The organism is Prochlorococcus sp. MIT 1201 (assembly GCF_047303415.1).
Classification (GTDB): domain Bacteria; phylum Cyanobacteriota; class Cyanobacteriia; order PCC-6307; family Cyanobiaceae; genus Prochlorococcus; species Prochlorococcus marinus_D.
The window spans coordinates 997,337-1,017,069 of sequence record NZ_CP138947.1 but is presented as its reverse complement, the minus strand read 5'-3'; the positions used below and the strand labels follow the sequence as shown (position 1 = coordinate 1,017,069).

Annotated in this window: 15 protein-coding genes; 12 read left to right on the top strand and 3 right to left on the bottom strand. The window is 46.6% G+C overall.

Annotated elements, in window-relative coordinates; all coding sequences use genetic code 11:
• Positions 1 to 33: 33 nt before the first annotated feature.
• From SIB41_RS04915 to SIB41_RS04880, 8 genes are all read left to right on the top strand, one after another.
• Positions 34 to 543 carry a DUF2996 domain-containing protein gene (locus SIB41_RS04915; RefSeq protein ID WP_413360913.1) on the top strand — a complete coding sequence of 170 codons (510 nt, stop codon included), beginning with the start codon at positions 34 to 36 and terminating at the stop codon, positions 541 to 543.
• A 168-nt stretch (positions 544 to 711) separates the two neighbouring features.
• Positions 712 to 2,157, top strand: coding sequence for a TldD/PmbA family protein (locus SIB41_RS04910; RefSeq protein WP_413361394.1), 1,446 nt, complete (start codon positions 712 to 714; stop codon positions 2,155 to 2,157).
• Positions 2,157 to 3,545: a TldD/PmbA family protein gene (locus SIB41_RS04905; RefSeq protein WP_413360911.1), complete on the top strand. Its 1,389-nt coding sequence runs from the start codon at positions 2,157 to 2,159 to the stop codon at positions 3,543 to 3,545. The genes SIB41_RS04910 and SIB41_RS04905 overlap by 1 nt, the downstream gene beginning before the upstream one ends.
• Entirely contained in the window at positions 3,542 to 4,576 is a 1,035-nt protein-coding gene (gene fmt / locus SIB41_RS04900; RefSeq protein WP_413360909.1) for a methionyl-tRNA formyltransferase, read from the top strand. The genes SIB41_RS04905 and fmt overlap by 4 nt, the downstream gene beginning before the upstream one ends.
• 203 nt (positions 4,577 to 4,779) lie before the next feature.
• Positions 4,780 to 5,511, top strand: coding sequence for a hypothetical protein (locus SIB41_RS04895; RefSeq protein WP_413360907.1), 732 nt, complete (start codon positions 4,780 to 4,782; stop codon positions 5,509 to 5,511).
• Between the two features lie 891 nt (positions 5,512 to 6,402).
• Entirely contained in the window at positions 6,403 to 7,713 is a 1,311-nt protein-coding gene (locus SIB41_RS04890; RefSeq protein ID WP_413360905.1) for a Rieske 2Fe-2S domain-containing protein, read from the top strand.
• 146 nt (positions 7,714 to 7,859) lie between these two features.
• Positions 7,860 to 11,441, top strand: coding sequence for a transcription-repair coupling factor (mfd, locus tag SIB41_RS04885; protein WP_413360902.1), 3,582 nt, complete (start codon positions 7,860 to 7,862; stop codon positions 11,439 to 11,441).
• Positions 11,442 to 11,522: 81 nt separating this feature from the next.
• The gene (locus SIB41_RS04880) at positions 11,523 to 11,693 is read left to right on the top strand and encodes a hypothetical protein (RefSeq protein WP_413360900.1); all 171 of its coding nucleotides are present in this window, start codon (positions 11,523 to 11,525) and stop codon (positions 11,691 to 11,693) included.
• Between the two features lie 92 nt (positions 11,694 to 11,785).
• Here SIB41_RS04880 and SIB41_RS04875 read toward each other — a convergent pair whose 3' ends face one another.
• Genes SIB41_RS04875 through SIB41_RS04865 form a run of 3 tightly spaced genes read right to left on the bottom strand, consistent with a single transcriptional unit; the run spans position 11,786 to position 15,001 of the window.
• A complete protein-coding gene (locus tag SIB41_RS04875) occupies positions 11,786 to 13,147 on the bottom strand; it encodes a S41 family peptidase (RefSeq protein ID WP_413361392.1) in 1,362 nt (453 codons plus the stop codon).
• Between the two features lie 37 nt (positions 13,148 to 13,184).
• A complete protein-coding gene (ispG, locus tag SIB41_RS04870; RefSeq protein WP_413360897.1) occupies positions 13,185 to 14,405 on the bottom strand; it encodes a (E)-4-hydroxy-3-methylbut-2-enyl-diphosphate synthase in 1,221 nt (406 codons plus the stop codon).
• Entirely contained in the window at positions 14,402 to 15,001 is a 600-nt protein-coding gene (locus SIB41_RS04865; RefSeq protein ID WP_063406944.1) for a uracil-DNA glycosylase, read from the bottom strand. Before SIB41_RS04865 ends, ispG begins: the two co-directional genes overlap by 4 nt.
• Positions 15,002 to 15,310: 309 nt before the next feature.
• On the opposite strand from SIB41_RS04865, the gene SIB41_RS04860 reads away from it, so the two are divergent.
• From SIB41_RS04860 to SIB41_RS04845, 4 genes are read left to right on the top strand one after another with little or no spacing between them, the layout of a single operon-like run.
• Complete coding sequence (locus tag SIB41_RS04860) at positions 15,311 to 16,489, top strand: pyridoxal phosphate-dependent aminotransferase (protein ID WP_413360895.1); 1,179 nt, start codon at positions 15,311 to 15,313, stop codon at positions 16,487 to 16,489.
• Between the two features lie 23 nt (positions 16,490 to 16,512).
• A complete protein-coding gene (locus tag SIB41_RS04855; RefSeq protein ID WP_413360892.1) occupies positions 16,513 to 17,412 on the top strand; it encodes a putative selenate ABC transporter substrate-binding protein in 900 nt (299 codons plus the stop codon).
• The gene (locus SIB41_RS04850; RefSeq protein WP_413360889.1) at positions 17,409 to 18,152 is read left to right on the top strand and encodes an ATP-binding cassette domain-containing protein; all 744 of its coding nucleotides are present in this window, start codon (positions 17,409 to 17,411) and stop codon (positions 18,150 to 18,152) included. The genes SIB41_RS04855 and SIB41_RS04850 overlap by 4 nt, the downstream gene beginning before the upstream one ends.
• On the top strand, positions 18,149 to 19,714 hold the full coding sequence (locus SIB41_RS04845; protein WP_413360886.1) for a phosphonate ABC transporter: 1,566 nt from the start codon (positions 18,149 to 18,151) through the stop codon (positions 19,712 to 19,714). The genes SIB41_RS04850 and SIB41_RS04845 overlap by 4 nt, the downstream gene beginning before the upstream one ends.
• Positions 19,715 to 19,733 lie beyond the last annotated feature (19 nt).

Below are 19,733 nucleotides of genomic sequence, written 5' to 3'. Positions count from 1 at the left end.
GCTGTTTAAAGTTCATTCGTCTGTACTGATCCAGTGAACGACAACGACAACCGAGTAAATCCTAATGCTGATGCTCAAAAGCCAGCTGAACAAAAACCAACTCTAGAGAATCCAGTGAAAACCAACCCCACTGAAGATCAACAGGAGGGAGCAAAGCCTCAAACCGCCAAACCTCCAGCTGCAAAGGTAGAAGACAAACCTTTTGAGACCTTTATTCGTGATGACTTTCTTCCAAACATAAAACAGGCACTTACTGAAAGAGGTATGCCACCATCAACTCTTGAGCTGATTCAGGGAGATCGACCAGTTGTCGGTGATCCTTGCTGGATGGTCTGTGGTGAGATCCCCCTCGGTCGTCGCTTTTGGCTTTGCTTTGCAAGTGATTCAATCGCTTCTAAAAAGACTATTTCTCTAGCTGAGACTGGAACAGAACCAAGTCTCATAGAGCCATTCCTAATTGATGAAAAAAAGATGACATTGACTTTATTGCGCTCACGTCTGTTGCAGCGGCTCAATGGTCAGAAATGGTTGACTGCAAACTGAGAGACTTATTAGCCTGTTCAGGCTTTTAAACGTATTTTCGCCGTTTCCGAAGCCACGATGCAGAGAACGAAATAAGCATTTTTTTTGCGGTTCGCCTGGATCGGCGCTGTCCATCTACATATCTACGCAAATTCTCTCCATAATCAACGCAAGCTGCAGGAGAAATGGTTGGTCTCGACCTACACCCCAGATCAAAGCCTGGTGCATAAGGCAGAAGCCTTGAATAGCCACTGGCAACCACAACTGGAATTACTACTAGCGCGTGGTCGAACTGCCGGTGCTGATCTGGTGGAGGTCTACCTGGAGCAAATTGATCATCTCAGCGTCCTTGCTGAACAAGACACCATTACCAGTGTCACTCCATCCTTCGGCAGGGGTGCTGGGATCAGGGTGTTCCTGGGCAAACAAGATGGCTTTGTCAGTACCAATGATCTTTCAGATGCAGGCCTGAAGCATGCATTAGAGCAAGCTCTCAGCATGCTTGGGCTTGAGGTTAATGAGGCTGGTCGCTCATCATTTAATGGTCTGCCAAACCTTCGTGATTTCGCCATCGATAAGGCCGACTGGCTCAACCAAAGCCCAGAGCTATATGAAGCAAGTGATCGCCTTCTAAATGGAACTCAATTGCTTGATCAATATGGAACCCATCTGCAGGTGCGGAGAGGCAGTTATGCCCGCGACTGGCAGGAGGTTCTCGTGGCTGCAAGTGATGGCACCTTTGGACGCGACATCCGTTTGCATCAGTCCATAGGGCTTAATGTCCTTGCTACAGATGGCGAGCACCGCTCAAGCATTGGTCGCCGTTATGGCACATCGGGACGTCCAGACGACCTTCGCAAGTGGGATGCCGAAACGAGCGCCAAGGAAGTTTGCGAAAGCGCAGGCACGATGCTTTATGCCGATTACGTGGACGCCGGTCAAATGCCAGCAGTACTCGCCAACCGCTTTGGTGGTGTGATTTTTCACGAAGCATGTGGGCATTTGCTCGAGACCACTCAGATCGAGCGCGGTACAACACCTTTCAGCGAGAAGTTGAACCAATCGATCGCCCATGAAGCTGTAACGGCAATCGATGAGGGGATTACTGATGGGGCCTTCGGTTCCCTGAGCATGGATGACGAAGGCATGGAAAGTCAGCGAACGGTATTAATTGAAAACGGTGTGCTCAAGCAATTCATCAGCGATAGAGCCGGTGAACTCCGTACCGGTCACCAGCGCACAGGCAGCGGCCGACGTCAGTCCCACACATTCGCTGCAGCTAGCCGCATGCGCAACACTTATATCGCCGCCGGCCAGCACTCACCGGAACAACTCATCGCCTCGATCGACCGAGGCCTTTACTGCAAATCAATGGGTGGAGGCAGCGTTGGACCCACAGGTCAATTTAATTTTGCTGTAGAAGAGGGCTATCTGATCGAGAAAGGCAAGCTCGGCAAACCTGTTAAAGGAGCCACTCTGATTGGCGAAGCAAAAGATGTGATGCCACGGATTTCGATGTGTGCCAAGGATCTTGAGCTGGCAGCCGGTTTCTGCGGGTCAATAAGCGGTAACATTTTTGTCACCGTAGGGCAGCCTCATATCAAAGTCGATTCAATCACCGTGGGAGGGCGTTAATGATGTCCGAAATACAAGCAGCAAATGCAATCGAACTCGACACTCATTCTCTACGGGATAAACTCAGTCAACTTGCTAGCCGCGAGAGTATCCACCAATGGGATTTAGGAGCAGCATGCAGCACAGATAGTTCTGTTCAAATTGATCGTGGCGAAGCCAAGCAAATGAAGGGTGCGCAACGCAGCTCAATCACAGTACGTGTATGGAACAACAAAGGGCTTGTAGGAATCACAAGCACGTCAGATCTTTCAGAAAAAGGAATAGAGAAAGCGCTTATTGGTGCTCGTAAGGCAAGTGACTTTGGCAACGCCGATGACGTTCCTGCCTTCTCAACACTCGCTAAATCTCCGTTACCAAAGCTAGAGCGACCTCTAAGACCAGCACAGGGAATTCAACGAATGCTTGAGGTTCTTAAAGAGGCCGAAGCTGATCTTCTTAGTCGACATCCTGCTATACAGAGCATTCCTTACAACGGTCTAGGAGAAGCAACCTACGAACGAGTTTATCTCAATAGCGATGGTGCGCTTCGTCAAATGAAGCGTAGTCAAGCCAGCCTTTACCTTTTTGCCCGCGCAGAAGAAAGTGGACGTAAACCACGCAGTGGTGGTGCAATTCGCCTTGCTCTAGGTAGTCACGATCTGGATATTGATGGATGTATTGATGAAGCAGCAGAACGAACAATCAGTCATCTTGACTATCAGCCGATCGACACTGGGTGTTATCTCGTCTGCTTTACACCAGAGGCTTTCCTAGACTTGATCGGTGCCTTCAGCAGCATGTTCAATGCCAGAGCAGTGCTCGATGGCGTCAGCCTCAGCCAACGAGAAACAATCGGAAAAAATATCGCCGTTCCATTCTTCTCCCTTCATGATAATGGCCTACATCCTGCACATGTAGGGGCCTCTAGTTTCGATGGTGAAGGCACACCTACTCAAAAACTTTGCTTAATCAACGGTGGAAGACTTGAGAGTTTCCTGCACTCGGAAGCTACCGCAAGGGCATTTGGTGTACCACCAACTGGCCATGCCGGACTGGGAGCAAAGGTATCAGTGGGACCCGATTGGTTTGAAGTGAGCAACACTGAAGGTCAAAACAGTGCATATACTCATCTACAACACAGCAGGAGCAAAGAAACCTTCGTGTTAATCGAAGGGTTAAATGCTCTACATGCTGGGGTTAAAGCAAGTCAGGGTTCATTCTCTCTGCCATTTAATGGTTGGTTGGTCATCAAAGGGGAAAGGGTGTCGATCGAAGCAGCGACAGTTGCTGGAGACATCCGTACGCTGTTGAATAGCATTGTGAATATGGAAGCTGAACAGGTGATCACACCTGGTGGGGTATCTCCTCACGTGTGGGTCGAAGGCTTATCAATTACTGGTGAAGCATGAGGGTGCTGTTCTGGGGTACCCCCAGCTATGCAGTGCCAACTCTGGATGCCTTAAATGACTCAGGCTATGAAATTGTTGGCGTGGTGAGCCAGCCTGATCGTCGTCGGGGGCGTGGTAATCAGCAAATGGCTTCACCCGTCAAACAACGAGCAATGGATCAGGGGTTGCGTGTATTCACCCCTGAACGAATTAGGGATGAGGGCGACATTCAAGCAGAATTAAAATCACTAAAGGCTGATATTTCTGTTGTAGTCGCCTTTGGGCAGCTTCTTCCTTCAACAGTTCTCAATCAACCTCCTCTCGGTTGCTGGAACGGTCACGCTTCACTGCTACCCCGCTGGCGAGGAGCAGGACCGATTCAATGGAGTTTGCTAAGTGGTGACAGCGTGACAGGCGTTGGAATCATGGCAATGGAAGAGGGGCTTGATACAGGCCCTGTTTTAGTCCAGGAAAGGGTTGCTATCGGCTTACTCGAAAATGCGAATCAGCTGTCTAATCGTTTGAGCTCTATAACAGCAAAATTGTTTTTAGAATCAATGCCAAGGATTGCAGCAGCAGGCCCTGGAATCGAATCGCAACGTTGGAAACAATTGGAAGTCATCAAACAGGAAGAGATTGAAGGTGACCCGACATATGCCCGAATGCTCTCGAAAAAAGACCACATTCTTGATTGGAATCAATCTGCAATGGATTTGCATCGCAGGGTTATGGGCCTTTATCCAAACGCATTCAGCAGCTGGAATAACAAAAGGCTGAAAGTACAAGCCACTGAGCCACTTGATGAGGAATTGAAATCCAAGCTTTCGGAAGAAGTAAGGCCACTGCTTGGACGTTGGCAAGATGGAGAACATGAACCAGGAAAGATCCTGGCTTGCGAATCCGATCTGGGCCTAGTCGTAAGTACAAAAACATGCCCTTTACTCATTCGACAAGGCCAATTGGAAGGCAAAAGCAAGGCACTTGGAGAGGTGTTAATACAACAATTGCAAGCGACTGTTGGCCAGGGTCTTGGGGTGGGGTTCAACATCTAACACAAGGGTTATCTTTGCCAGATGTCCTCCTTTAGCGTGTTTCAAAAATTGTCATAGGTTCAAACCAGACTTGACCAATCCTGACAGGAGCATGCTTAGAAGACCAATGTCAAAAGGCGAAAGGAATAGAGAAATCACAAACAGCGCAGTTGTGAGTTGGTGTGGTCAATAATGCCCAGAAAGACTCGCTTTAGCCGTTGGTGATGCAGATCCAGGTAAAGTTGTGCCACACAGACCCAAATCGTTGCATTGTGCACGTTTCAGGTTGGGAAGGTGGTGAGCCTCTAGGAAGTGCCTTAGGAGAGGGACCGACAGCTGAGTCTGCAGAAGACCGAGCGATAGAAAGACTGATCCAACGACTAGCCAACAAGACAAGCCATCTCAATGATAGTGATTTAGCTGAGACTCAAGAAACTGATTTAGATTCAAGCACTAATAAAAGATTAATCAGCGTGCCATTCAAAAAAGATGAGCAGAATCATCAACCAAATAATATAGAACAATTATCAACATCAGAGCAACAAGTAGAGGCTCTAACAGATCCCGAAGACTGGAGTGATGAATTGGCAGCAATAGATCATGAGCTACAAAGAATCGGATGGGATAGAGAACAGGAGATGCTTTACCTGCAGAAGTGCTTTGGTCACTCAAGTCGTCATCGCATCACTCGCTACAGTGATTTAACTTCCTTTCTGAATCAACTAAAAGGATTAAAGCCTGGAGAAGACCCTAATGAGGCTAGCCAACCATTACGCCGAACAGATCTTCTGAGCCAATGTGATCAATTGCTCGAGAAACTTAGATGGACACCAGAGCAAGGCAGAAGATACCTACAAGAGCAACTAAAAGCGAGAAGTCGACAACAATTAAATGATCAACAATTACTGAGTTTCAACATGCTTCTAGAAGCAGAGCTGATATCAAATAGGCAATAATCAACATAAATATAGTGTCTGCATGATTCGTATACGTTGACTATTTGATAAAGAAAAAACTTAAAGTTAGCGATCATCGAGACAGTCGATGATAAATATATCGCCAAAGGCTCTATAAAAGCGATAGAGTGACATCAAAGTAGACCAATTAAGAATGGCTTTTAAGTTTGTTCGGAATTAATATACACAAACGCTAAAGGCCCATAAGATAAATTTAAGAGGTATCAATACTCTAGGTCAACATGAGCTTGATAGATAATCAGAATTGGAAGCCTGAAAGGAGTATTGGATGCCTATAAATTAAGGCTGTTGAGCATGCGGCAACAATTAGACCGAACTATCCTGTTGCATCGGAAAGAATCAATGGCACGGAATCAGGCCTCAGGGAATAGCATCTTGCACGATATTATGAATCTAAAACTCTTAAGCTGTCAAAAGATCCACAATAAGTTGTTGTCATAAGTGGCAGCTTAATTAGGAGGACGAAATAAGAGTTAAACTGCCAATTGAAATCCAGGAAGAGATACTGCTAGTCTTTTCGCTGATTAGTTTGCGTTGGTAATTGCATAAATTGTTAGCGATAAATAATTTTAGCCTGAATAATCAACTGAGTTGTCAAAATACGAAGATGCAGCAACCCGTGCCTTCAAGGCAGGAAAGATCTACCAGAAAGCGGTGTGCTAAGTGCTACGAAGGTCCTGTCAGGGGGGGGGGTGAGGCCCAGGGGTCACCGGTGTGATCACCTGCAGCGCAAGAGTTTATGAGTCTTAACGTCGCATCCCAGACGCCAATGAGAAGCTCACCAAAATATCAATATTATTACGCCATAACTGCAGAATTTACAAACCAGTTGCCTGCACGATAAAATCGAATTAATAAAAAAAGACCAAGTTGACAGTTGAGTCTCCAATCGAGAAAGCCATACGTCCTTCAGTAGGCCTACTGGGTTGGTATTCCGTCTGTGCCAGTAAGTTATTAAAAGAAAATGAATTATATCATCTTTCCATGTTTAATGAGCCATTAGTGATATACAGAGACAAGAATAACAAGCCGAGATGTATCAAAGATTCATGCCCGCATCGATCGGCGTCTTTTCGTGGAGGAGAAAATCAAAACGGTGAAATTGTTTGTCCATATCATGGAGCTCGCTATACGACATCCTGCAATCAGGATGGATCAGATAGAATAACATGCAACCATATTATTGACTCTCATTATGATAACTTCGCGAAACATTTACACCTCAGGCAATATCCCTGTGTAGAACAAGGTGACTATATATATATTTATTATACAGGAGAAGCACAGCCTAGCCCAAAAGATTTTCAGATAAAATCTCACCTAGAGAATAGTCTTCCAGAGGCATATGGCTTTGACTTGAAAGATTACGAATATGAAGAAGTATTTATAGACTTTAAATGCGATTGGTCTCGCATCATAGAAAATCATTTGGACATCTTACATATCTTTTGGCTACATGGCAATACATTGCCAGGAAATGATGTTAACAGAAAAACAATTAAAAGCTTCAACCAGTCAATTAATAAGGATCAATATCATCTTCGAAGTATCTACCATGAGAAAGAAAATAACAAGGATGAATTCATTTCTCAAATCTTCATCCCTCCTGGCCGTGTGATTATTTTCAAGGGAGCAACTGAGCAGGCAAGATATGTACAAGTTTTAGATCATATCCCCTTGTCACATAATAGAGCACGAATCATTGTTCGTCATTATAGAAAGTTTCTTAGGAATAAGCTTCTGTGCAAATTACTTCTCTTTAAACAAAGGCAGCAAAAAGTTTTTTATAAAATTTTCTCGGAAGATTATCTCGTCTTACAAACTCAAACGTTTAATGAGCAAATGGGCTACTTGAACCAAGGCCAAGCCAAACTTTTAGCAGAAGATAAGATGATTAATCTTTTTTGGGATTGGCATCAACATTCACTTGAGAAAGAACACCCATGGGATATACACCCCACAACCGCACATACAAATACAATTCATCAAGATATGTTGATGCTATACCCTCCTGCAAACCCACAGTTATCTCATGATATTAAACGTATAATCGATCGCAAAGTAACCGTTCGACTATTCTCTATAATACTGATCATACTCGCGTTAATTTTTGCGCCAAACTTAGTTCAACAAATAAAGTCTGGCAATGTTTCAATGCCCATGGTTGGAACTCAAGAATAAAGATCTAATTTCCTAGAGATTTTGTTTTTTATTGATATGAGTTCTGTTCAAGAATTAGGCCTTACCTAACAATTGAACAAAACACTTCACTAGGGCCTCACAAGCTATATTTATAACGTGTCAATTTTGATGATTATTTAGCACCCATGCCTCTGAGCTCATTAGTTCGTCAGCTTCAGAAGTCGACTCTCACTGGTGAGTTGGTGGATAGAAGTAATCGAAGCGAGCGCTTACTGATGCGGGGAGCCGGGCGAGTCGGGCGCGCATTGATTGCAAGTGCAATAGCTCGTAAGCAGAACCGTCCACTGGTTGTGATCGTACCGACACTAGAAGAGGCCAATCGCTGGTCTTCGCTGCTTGCAATGATGGGTTGGTCGCATAATCATCTCTACCCAACAAGTGAAGGATCACCTTATGAACCATTTGACCCCACAACAGAAATCGTATGGGGGCAATTGCAGGTTCTAAGTGAACTTCTTGGAGAATCATCCCGAAGTTGGGATCGAGCCATTGTGGCCACAGAAAGAGCTTTGCAGCCACATCTACCTCCTGTTGATGCACTCGCATCACAGTGTGAAATACTCTGTCGTGGAGAGCATATAGACCTGGAAAGCTTAGCCAATACTCTTAGCAAACTTGGATATGATCGAGTTATAACCGTTGATCAGGAAGCTACCTGGAGTCGTCGTGGTGACATCGTTGATATTTTTCCAGTAAGCAGTGAATTACCAGTTCGCCTCGAGTTATTCGGCGATGAACTTGACAAATTAAAAGAGTTCGACCCAGTCAGTCAACGTTCCCTGGATGAAGTTAATGAGCTTTGCCTAACCCCTTCAGGGTTTAGTCCATTAATTGCTCATCAACTACGAGAGTCCATGCCCGATGGGCTTGACCGTCTTGTTAGTGAGGAGACTTTAGATCAACTATTAGAAGGTTCTACACCAGATGGTATAAGAAGGTTAATGGGTATTGCATGGAACAAACCTGCCTCGCTACTTGACTACATTCCTGCCAACTCCTTTATCGCAATAGATGAGAAGCGTCATGGCTCTGCACATGGAAAACTATGGCTTGAACATGCAGAAGAACATCACATTGATGTGGGTCAATCAATGGGCTTGTCGACTGATGAACAAAAAAAGTATTGGCCTCCATTGCTTCATCGCAGCATCAAAGAAAGCTATGCAACCACAGAACGCTTTACTGGCATTGATCTTGCCGAACTCCATGAAGACGATGGTTATGCAAATAGTTTTGATCTTGCCAGTCGGCCAATTCCAGCCAACCCAAACCAGTTCGGCAGATTAGGAGAGCAAATCAAAAATTATCAAAAAGAACATCATCCCGTTTGGCTTTTATCAGCACAACCAAGCCGTGCTGTGGCTCTTCTTGAGGAGCATGACTGCATCACACGCTTCGTCCCAAACGCTAAAGATCACCCAGCCATTGAACGTTTGCTCGAGCAAAACACCCCAGTAGCTTTAAAGACAACCGGTTCTGTGGATTTAGAGGGGCTGATCTTGCCAGCCTGGCGTGTTGTTTTGATGACTGACCGTGAATTTTTTGGTCAAAAAACCCTTGGCTCTACCGGTTATGTTCGACGACGACGACGGGCGGCGAGTCGTACGGTTGACCCCAATAAAATGTGCTCTGGGGACTTCGTCGTGCATCGCAATCACGGCATCGGTCGTTTTCTGAAATTAGAAAAACTGGCCATCAGTGGTGAGGTCCGTGACTATTTGGTTATCGAGTATTTGGATGGAACACTCAGCGTGGCCGCCGATCAGCTCGGCAGCCTTGGTCGGTATCGATCAACAAGTGAATCGCCACCAAAACTTAATCGCATGGGAGGAACAGCGTGGCAAAAAGTTAAAGAGCGCACCCGAAAGTTAGTTCGCAAAGTTGCGATGGATCTGGTCAAGCTCTATGCAGAGCGACTCCAGGCCCCTGGATATGCCTTCCCACCAGATGGACCATGGCAGATTGAACTAGAAGAATCTTTTCCCTATGAACCAACACCTGATCAAGTCAAGGCAGTCGTTGATGTAAAACGCGATATGGAAGCAGCACAACCTATGGATCGGCTTGTGTGCGGAGATGTTGGTTTCGGAAAAACGGAAGTAGCAATACGAGCGATCTTCAAAGCAATTACGTCTGGACGGCAGATAGCCATGCTTGCCCCCACAACAGTGCTAGCCCAACAACACTGGAGAACACTTTCAGACCGCTTCGCTCCCTACCCAATCAAGGTCGCCTTACTGAACCGATTCAGAACAAGCTCAGAACGAAAATCAATACTTAATGGCCTCAAAGAAGGGACAATCGATGCAGTTGTCGGTACCCACCAGCTACTCAGTAAAAACACAACATTCCAAAAACTAGGGTTGTTGGTTGTTGATGAGGAACAGCGTTTTGGAGTCAATCAAAAGGAAAAGATCAAAGCTCTTCGTAAGGATGTAGATGTTTTGACCCTTTCAGCCACACCAATTCCGCGAACCTTATACATGAGCCTTTCAGGGGTAAGGGAAATGAGTCTGATCACAACCCCTCCACCATTGCGCCGTCCTATCAAAACCCACCTAGCCGCTTTTGATGAAGAAGCAGTTCGTAGTTCTATTCGCCAGGAACTTGATCGAGGCGGACAGGTGTTCTATGTCGTTCCACGTGTTGAGGGTATTGAAGATGTAGCTCGTCAACTTCAACAGATGCTGCCCGATTTGAAGTTGTTGGTAGCCCATGGTCAGATGGCAGAAGGCGAACTTGAGAGCTCGATGGTCGCCTTTAATGCAGGGGAAGCCGACTTGATGCTATGCACCACGATCGTTGAAAGTGGCCTCGATATCCCACGTGTGAACACTATTCTCATTGAGGATGCTCATAAATTTGGACTAGCACAGCTCTACCAACTACGTGGCCGTGTGGGTAGAAGCGGTGTTCAGGCTCATGCATGGTTGTTCTATCCGGGTGACGCATCCCTCAGTGATACCGCTAGACAACGCCTAAGGGCAATCCAGGAATTTGCACAGCTAGGAAGTGGCTATCAACTAGCGATGCGAGACATGGAAATCCGTGGTGTAGGAAACCTTCTCGGGGTTGAACAAAGCGGCCAAATGGAAACCATTGGTTTCGATCTTTACATGGAAATGTTGCAGGAATCACTTGCTGAAATCCAAGGACAGGGCATTCCATCTGTAGATGACACTCAAATCGATCTGCCGGTAACAGCTTTCGTGCCAGCGGAATGGATTGTTGATGGTGACGAAAAGATCGCTGCCTACCGAGCTGCCGCAAATTGTGCTTCTCATGAATCACTGATTGAGTTGGCAGCTAGCTGGACAGACCGATACGGAGCCATTCCTGGTCCTGTGCAATCACTTCTTCAACTGATGGAGCTCAAACTCTTAGCTCGTCGCTGCGGGATCTCGAGAATTAAGCCAGAAAAGCCAAATATTGCGATGGAAACACCGATGGAGGAGCCCGCCTTCCGGCTACTTAGGCAAGGTTTACCGCAACACCTGCACGGCCGACTGATTTACCAGACTGGAAGTGGAAATAAAGCCAAGGTGCTGGCACGAGGTCTAAGCGTCTTGCCTATGGAAAAACAGCTTGAACAACTGATGGAGTGGTTGCGTCTCATGGCCACACAGATTCCTTGCGAGGATGGATTAACTGCAATTCAGCAAAAGCAGCAAGCCATTGAGCGAGACAAGGCCGTCATTACCCCCTAAGCCCTTCCAGCGCAACTATATTAAGAAGTCTTTACAAAAGCGCAATTCTTCGTTACATTTGAGCAAATAGCGAAAAATGCCTTGGGGGAATTCACTGAGATCGGGAACAATCAGGGAATGATGGGATTAATGAGCGGATTGTTGAGTCTCGCCGCCATTGCCATTTTTGCTGTTCTTCAAAGCGACGCAGAAAACGATGACGACGACTCGAATTCAGGTGGAGATGGTGGCTTAATGCAACCTGTTACTTAGAGATCAAACGGGGCGTAATTATTATGCGCTCGTACAAATCCTGCAAGGTCATACATTAATCATTATTTAACAGAAAGCCTAACTTTTAGATATTATAGTGTTGATGGAATAGCCTGAGGAAGTTTAACTCCTACAGGCTTATATATTGGTCCATCAAGTATTTTGTTTAGAGCTTTAATTAGTGTTGTTTCGGCCACCTTGTATTGACTATCCTTCCCAGAACCAAGATCCTCAAGCTTAAGATTATTGATTTCTTTTTCAGACATCACGGCCTTAATATCTGGCTTGATGCCATTTTTATGAATGTCCGATCCGCTTGGAGTGAGATACTTAGCGATCGTAACAGTAAGACCAGAGCCATCAGAAAGGCCTCGAACTGATTGAACCAAGCCCTTGCCAAAGGTCTTCTGTCCTACAAGTACACCACGATGATTGTCTTGTAGTGCTCCTGAGAGGATCTCACTTGCGCTTGCTGAGCCTTCATTCACCAAAACAACAACAGGGCGTTGGGTTAAGGCACTTCCATTCGCTCGGCGTACATCTTGAATGCCATCACGAGTTTTTGTTCGAACAATTGTACCTTCATCAAGCCATTGGCGTGCGATATCAATACTGGCTTCAAGCAAACCTCCAGGATTACTACGCAAGTCGAGTACATAGCCTTGCGCACCCTCTTTTTCTAAATTCTTGATAGCACTTCGCATTCCTTTCGCTGCATGGGCATTAAACTGTTTCAGGCGGATATAACCAATCTTTGTACCATTTACTGTCGTATTTAACTGGATATCAACTGCCTGTATCTCAATGCGTGCACGTATCAACGGGACCTGGATAACTTCACCCCTGCGACGCAGACCAAGGGTGACCTCACTACCTTCTTTACCACGAATCAACTTAACAGCATCCGCTGTAGACATGCCCTTAGTGGATTGTCCATTAATGAATACGATCACATCCTTAGGTTGGACACCAGCCTTAGATGCAGGAGTTCCTTCGATTGGGGAAACCACAACTAATTCTTTTGTATCCTTGTCTAGAGAAAGCTGGATGCCAACACCTGTTAATTCTCCTGAGGTGTCGATCTGCATTTCCTTAAATTCCTTTGGATCTAAGAATCGTGTATAGGGATCATCCAAGCTTGCTAACATGCCACGGATCGCTTCATAGGATTCTGAAGTGGCTGAATAGTTCTTGGCTAATAAGTCCTTGCGTAGTCCCTTCCAGACTTCAGGGTTATATTTACCTGTGGAATCAAGATAGTCACGATATACAATCTGCCAGACCTGATCAATCACCTCTTTGGGGCTATCACTAATAGCGGAAGAAGAACTGCTTGGTAAACCCAAACTTGGAGAGGCAAGTGCAATTGCAGCAGCAGCTCCTCCCGCGCCCAGAAGGACCAGCCATGAACTGCGCTGGCAGCCTAATGAGCGAAGACTTCTAGAGATGGGCATAGCGTCCAAATTGGACTGATCTCACACAATAACGACTTCATGGCGGATCCACCCATCGACCGTCATCCTTAATCAACTGGATCAACGCATCTACACCCTCAGACTCAGAAACCTTGCGAATCTCATCTCTGCCCCGATAGAGGGATATGACTCCTGGGCCTTTACCAACATAACCATAGTCAGCATCTGCCATCTCACCTGGGCCATTCACAATGCAACCCATCACCGCAATATCCAAACCAACAAGATGGGATGTGGAATCGCGCACTTTCTGAACAACCTCTTCAAGGTTGAACAATGTTCGGCCACAACTTGGGCAGCTGATGTACTCGACCATCGTTTTGCGCAGCCCGATGGATTGAAGAATCGAGTAACAAACTGGAATTTCTTTCTCAGGCGCCTCGGTCAATGAAACTCGGATGGTATCGCCTAGACCTTCTGCTAAAAGCGTTGCGATGCCCGCTGTACTTTTAATCCTTCCATAATCCCCATCACCAGCCTCGGTTACGCCCAAATGAAGGGGATAATTGAAACCCTCTTGATCCATTGTGTCAGCCATCAATCGATAAGCCGCCAACATCACAGGTGCTCTAGAGGCCTTCATCGAAATCACGATGTTATGAAAATCGAGCGAATCGCAAATTCGCACGAATTCCATTGCTGACTCAACCATGCCAAGAGGAGTATCTCCATAGGCAAAGAGCATGCGTTCAGCAAGCGAACCATGATTCACGCCAATACGAAGGGCTTTGTCTTGCTGCTTGAGACGAGTGACAAGCGGTTCAAAATTCTCGGCAATGCGTTCTCTGATAGAAGCAATCTCTTCGCCGCTGAACTCGGTTCGATCTGGATCAGCTTTATCAAACACAAAAAGGCCAGGATTGATCCTCACCTTGTCGACATGGTTTGCCACCTCAAGGGCAATTTTCATGCCGTTGTGATGGACATCAGCCACAAGGGGTACCGGTTGATAGGTCTCCCTAAGCCGTTGACAAATCTCGCCGACGGCCTTGGCATGACCGAGAGATGGAACAGTTAGACGAACAATTTCACAACCAGCTTCATGCAAGCGTCGTATGGCTGCTGTTGCCCCCTCCACGTCAAGGGTGTCCTCGTTGATCATCGACTGCACCCTGACAGGATGATCACTACCGATCAAGACACCTCCTACGTTGACAGTGCGCGTTACACGTCGGTGGATCTGGGTGTCGTATCTCCTGGATGTGCTGGATTGATACTCAGCCATGGTTGCACTCATGGCAGACGGCGCCTAGATGAATCCAACATTGGCACAACAGCGCACCTATTGACTTGTATGAGCCTTTGGCGGACCTCGAGCAGATCGCCTCTGGTGAGGGCAACAGGAGCACCATCTACTGGAGATGGATTGCGAAGGAGGTAGGCAGGATGCAAAAGCGGCATCAGTAAACGGCCTTGCCAATGCTGCCATTGACCACGAAGACGGGTAATTCCTCCCTTGATACCAAGGATGGCTTCGACTGCTGTCGAGCCAGCCAAGGCAATCACGCAGGGATCAACCAACTCAATCTGTTGTTGCAACCAGGGACGGCAAGAAGCAATCTCAACAAGTGTCGGTCGCCGATTCTTAGGGGGCCGGCATTTCACAACATTGCAGATGTAGGCATCAGTTTGAGGGTCAAGGCCAACACTCTCCATCAAACGATCTATAAGTTGACCAGAACGTCCTACAAAGGGCTTCCCTAGCTCATCCTCGCGAGCGCCTGGCGCTTCCCCGATCAGCATCAAAGAGGCATGTGGGTTTCCACGACTCACAACAACCTGAGGCTGGTTAACAGGCAAGTCACAGGAACCACAGCCATTAGTGCGCTCCATATGAGCCCCATAGACATGGGTCAATCCTTATGAGTTTTATTTTAATTAATTGCGAACAGCTGCAACGTCTCTCTGATGGAAAGCATCGACTTGCGTTGAGGAGATCTAGGCGAATTCAGACTAAAAAACCGCGAAGAGTCTCCAAAAACTAGCTCTTGGCAAGATCGATTGACCTTCAAAGGACAGTGGTTGTGCGACCCAAGTCAACCATGAGCATTAAAAAGCCAATCGAAAGATGTTGGTTGTCCATGTCAGAGCATCAGGCAAGATGTGGTCCTTACGGGCATCCCGCAAGGGGATGCGGCACCAATGCCACTTCCGCCTCATCTTTCCGACCGAGTCGTTGCCCTTCAGCCCTCACTCACACTGGCAATCAGTGCTCGAGCAAAGGCCCTTCAGCAAGAAGGCCGCGACATCTGCAGCCTGAGTGCTGGTGAGCCAGATTTCAATACCCCTGAATTCATCATTGATGCCACGGTGAAGGCACTCCGTGATGGCATTACCCGTTATGGCCCTGCCGCCGGAGATCCCGAACTCCGTGAGGCAATAGCAACCAAGCTCAGCAAAGAAAACACTGTGCCAACCAATACAGAGCAAGTGTTGGTGACAAATGGAGGCAAGCAAGCAATCTTTAACTTGTTTCAGGTGATCCTCAATCCGGGCGATGAGGTTTTAATCCCTGCTCCTTATTGGCTGAGTTATCCAGAAATGGCCCGCTTAGCTGGTGCAAAGGTGACAACACTTCCCTCCACTCCAGAAAACGGTTTCTGCCTAGATCTCAACAACCTAGAAGCCTCCATCGGCCCTAAAACCCGTCTTTTATTACTTAATTCCCCTGGCAACCCAACCGGCCGTGTGATGGCACGCAAGGAGCTGGAAACATTGGCTGATCTGCTGAGAGATCATCCCCAGATCCTGGTCATGAGTGATGAGATCTACGAGTTCATTCTTGAAGAAGGGCAACAGCATTACAGCTTCTCGGCCATAGCACCAGATCTTTCAAACAGAACCTTCATCGTTAACGGCTTTGCCAAGGGCTGGGCAATGACCGGTTGGCGTTTGGGTTATCTAGCCGGCCCCGCTGATGCTGTAAAAGCTGCTACTGCCCTTCAAAGCCAGAGCACTAGCAATGTCTGCAGTTTCGCTCAGCGTGGAGCCTTGGCCGCGCTGCAAGGCTCAAGGGAGTGTGTGAAAAAGATGGTGAAGAGCTACAACACCCGCCGCGAACTCCTCACCTCTGGCTTGCTTAGCCTTGAGGGAATGAGCCTGGTTCCTCCAAAAGGTGCCTTTTACGCCTTCCCAAAACTGCCACCTGAAAGCCTCGACTCAGTAAGTTTCTGTGAGCAAGCTCTTGAAAACCATGGGCTTGCGATGGTTCCAGGTGCAGCATTTGGCGACGACAGTTGCGTACGCCTCACCTGTGCGGTTTCACCAGAAACGATTTGCGATGGACTAGAACGTCTCCGCAAAGCTCTCAAACAGAGCTGAACAACAAACGCAACAAAGACAACATGCCTTCAAGACCTGGCGGGGCGTTGGTCCGCACTTCATTGATCTGCTTGATTGGGTTGCTGAGCTGCACTAATCAAACTGAGAAAACACTTCGTATTGGGGCAATTCCCGATCAGAATCCTGAGCGTTTGAACCGTTTATACGGCCTACTCTCGTCTGAACTGAGCAAAGAATTAAATGTGCCCGTTCGCTACAAAGCAGTCACGAACTATCCAGCCGCAGTCAGTGCATTCCGCACCGACAGCCTTGATCTTGTTTGGTTTGGAGGCCTAACAGGTGTACAAGCTAGGTTGCAAAAGCCAGGAGCAGAAATTATCGCGCAAAGAGATATTGATGCCAAATTCACAAGTGTATTCATAGCCAATACAAAGAGCGAAATTAAGCCATTAAAAAGCCAATCTGGGCTTCAGCAACTTAATGGGAAGCGGTTCACTTTTGGCTCCGAAAGTTCAACCTCTGGAAGATTAATGCCTCAGCACTTCCTTCAGCAAGCAGGTGTGCAAATGAATGATTTTTCTGGAGGCAAACCAGGTTTCAGTGGCAGTCATGATGCAACAATTGCTTTGGTGCAAAGTGGTTCTTTTGATGCTGGCGCCCTGAACGAAAGTGTATGGGAGTCGGCTCAGAAAAATGGCCGCATCGATCCAGCCAAAGTGAAAGTGATTTGGAGAACGCCCCCATATGCAGATTATCACTGGCTAGCACAACCCAATCTCGATAAAAAGTTTGGCGATGGTTTCACTGAAAAACTAAAGTCTACTCTAACTGGGTTAAAGAAAAGTTCAAAATCACAAGAAAAAATACTTGAACTTTTTGGGGCAAGTAGCTTTGTAGATGCAAACCAAAATCAATACATAACAATCGAGAAAATAGGCAGACAACTAGGAAAGATTCAGTGAGAGGATTACTCGAAATAAGGGGCGTATTTGTACACAATAGTAGAGGGAATCGGCTTAATGATATCAACCTTAGCATTTCTTCAGGAGAGCGTGTTGCACTTGTAGGCAGCAACGGATCAGGAAAAAGTAGCTTATTAGCGGTTGCCAACGGAACTCTTATTCCTGATTCGGGGAAGGTGATTTGGCAAGATTATTCAACCTCAAACTTAGGGCAACGTCAACGAAAAAAAATAGGAACCCTGTGGCAAGATCTTCGCCTTGTAGAAGAGCTCAACGTTGCACAAAACATCAACTGTGGTGCGTTAGCTAACAGAAATTTACTATGGGCTCTAGCTAATTTACTCAAGCCAATCGAATTAAATGCCTGCAGTGAATGTCTTAAAAAAGTAGGTCTTTCATCGAGCATCCTTTCTGCAATGGTAAGCGAACTCTCGGGGGGACAGCGGCAGCGAGTGGCAATAGCACGCCTCTTACGTCAAAAACCAGAGCTCATTCTCGCTGATGAACCTTTATTCAGTCTCGATCCAATCCTTGCAGAGGAAATCCTCCATCTTTTCTTGGACAACACGATGACTAGTGATATGGGCGAAGAAAGAACCCTTTTGATGAGCCTGCATCAACCATCCTTTTTTCGGCACTTTGACAGGGTAATCGCACTTAAGTCTGGGAGAGTTGTCTTTGATCAACCTGCTGAATGTCTTGATGAAGAAGCCTTAGCCTTGATCTACGGATCTGCATGAGTCGCCTAAGTCCAACTCCTCCAATCCTGAGCCTTTTGCCAGCACTGGCTTTATTGCCTGTACTTATTTCTATACTCATAAGTTTCCACAATGGTGGAGTCACTCTCCTATGGGAGTTTATTTGCGCTGCCGTTCATCCATCTATTCAAGCAGAGGTCGTTCAAAGTGCATTTAGAGGAATACAGATCACTTTGGCCACAGCTCTTCTTAGCTGGTCAATAAGTTCAATAGTTGGAATTTGTCTTGGCATAGCCAGCGCCAGGGTGGTATGGGAGACCTTTTTAGGGACAAACTGGCCATCGATTGTGATTCGCAGACTTTTGGCAATCCCGCGCGCAATTCATGAACTCCTCTGGGGTTTGTTGTTACTTCAAATGGTTGGACTGAGCCCTTGGGTAGCAATTGTTGCAATCGTCATTCCTTACTCCTCACTTGTTGCTCGAGTCGTAAGTGATCAACTTGACACCCAGGATCGTCGAGCCCTATGGGGCTTAAAACAGGCTGGGGCGGGCTCCTCTTCCGCCTTAATTACAGCTCTTGGCCCTGCGATGGGGCCTGTCTTATTGAGTTATGTCGGATATCGACTTGAATGTGCATTAAGAGGTGCAACCGTGTTGGGGGTTTTTGGATTGGGTGGTATTGGCACTGACCTTCAACTGGCACTTCAATCTCTTCAATTCCATGACGTATGGACAGCTTTATGGTTACTAGCAGCAGTAATGTTTAGTCTTGAGCAGATATTAAGTTTGATACGTAGATATTTCAAATTATCGAAGAATGGGATTTGGCAAGTTGCCAGTATATTGATTGTCTTATTGATTCTATGCGCACTAAGTATTCCCTGGCTAAATGCAGTTGATATTGATCTAGGAGAACCTCTTCACTGGAGCCCCCTTCCATTACCAACTGTTGATGAGCTAATAATTGCTATTCACACTCTCCCATGGATCCAATTAATCAGCAGCACGATGTTGCTAACAGTGTTAGCAGCAGGAATCGCTATCGGAACACCGCCACTAGCAATGATGCTTTGGCCAAGCCGACTGGGAATAGCAATACAAAGAATCATCTGGGGCCTGCTAAGACTGATGCCAACCCCTCTTACTGCTCTATTTTTGCTGCTCTTCAGCAAACCGAGTGTGGCTGTTGCTGCTCTTGCACTTGGAGCCCACAACATTGGAGTGATGGGTCGCCTCTTAAAAGAAGGGCTTGACCAACAAAGCGACAACAACTTGAAAGCCTTAAGCGCGACTGGCGCTGGAGCACGATCGGCTTGGCTCTATGGATGCTTTAGCGGCCAAAGCCGTAGCTATTTAGCCTATGCCGCTTACAGAACGGACGTGATTTTGCGTGAAACCGTGGTAGTTGGCATGGTTGGAGGCACTGGACTGGGTTGGCAGTTAATCGAATCTCTTGGTTCGTTCAACTGGGCACAGGTCAGTGTCCTAATCGCGGTGTTCACAGCTCTGACCTTGATCGGAGAATCGATCACTGATCGCTTGCGATATCACTGGACTGGCTCAACTAAAAAGCTACCTATGGTTGTAGACCTACAAAGCTGATCAGGTTCCACTTCTCGAT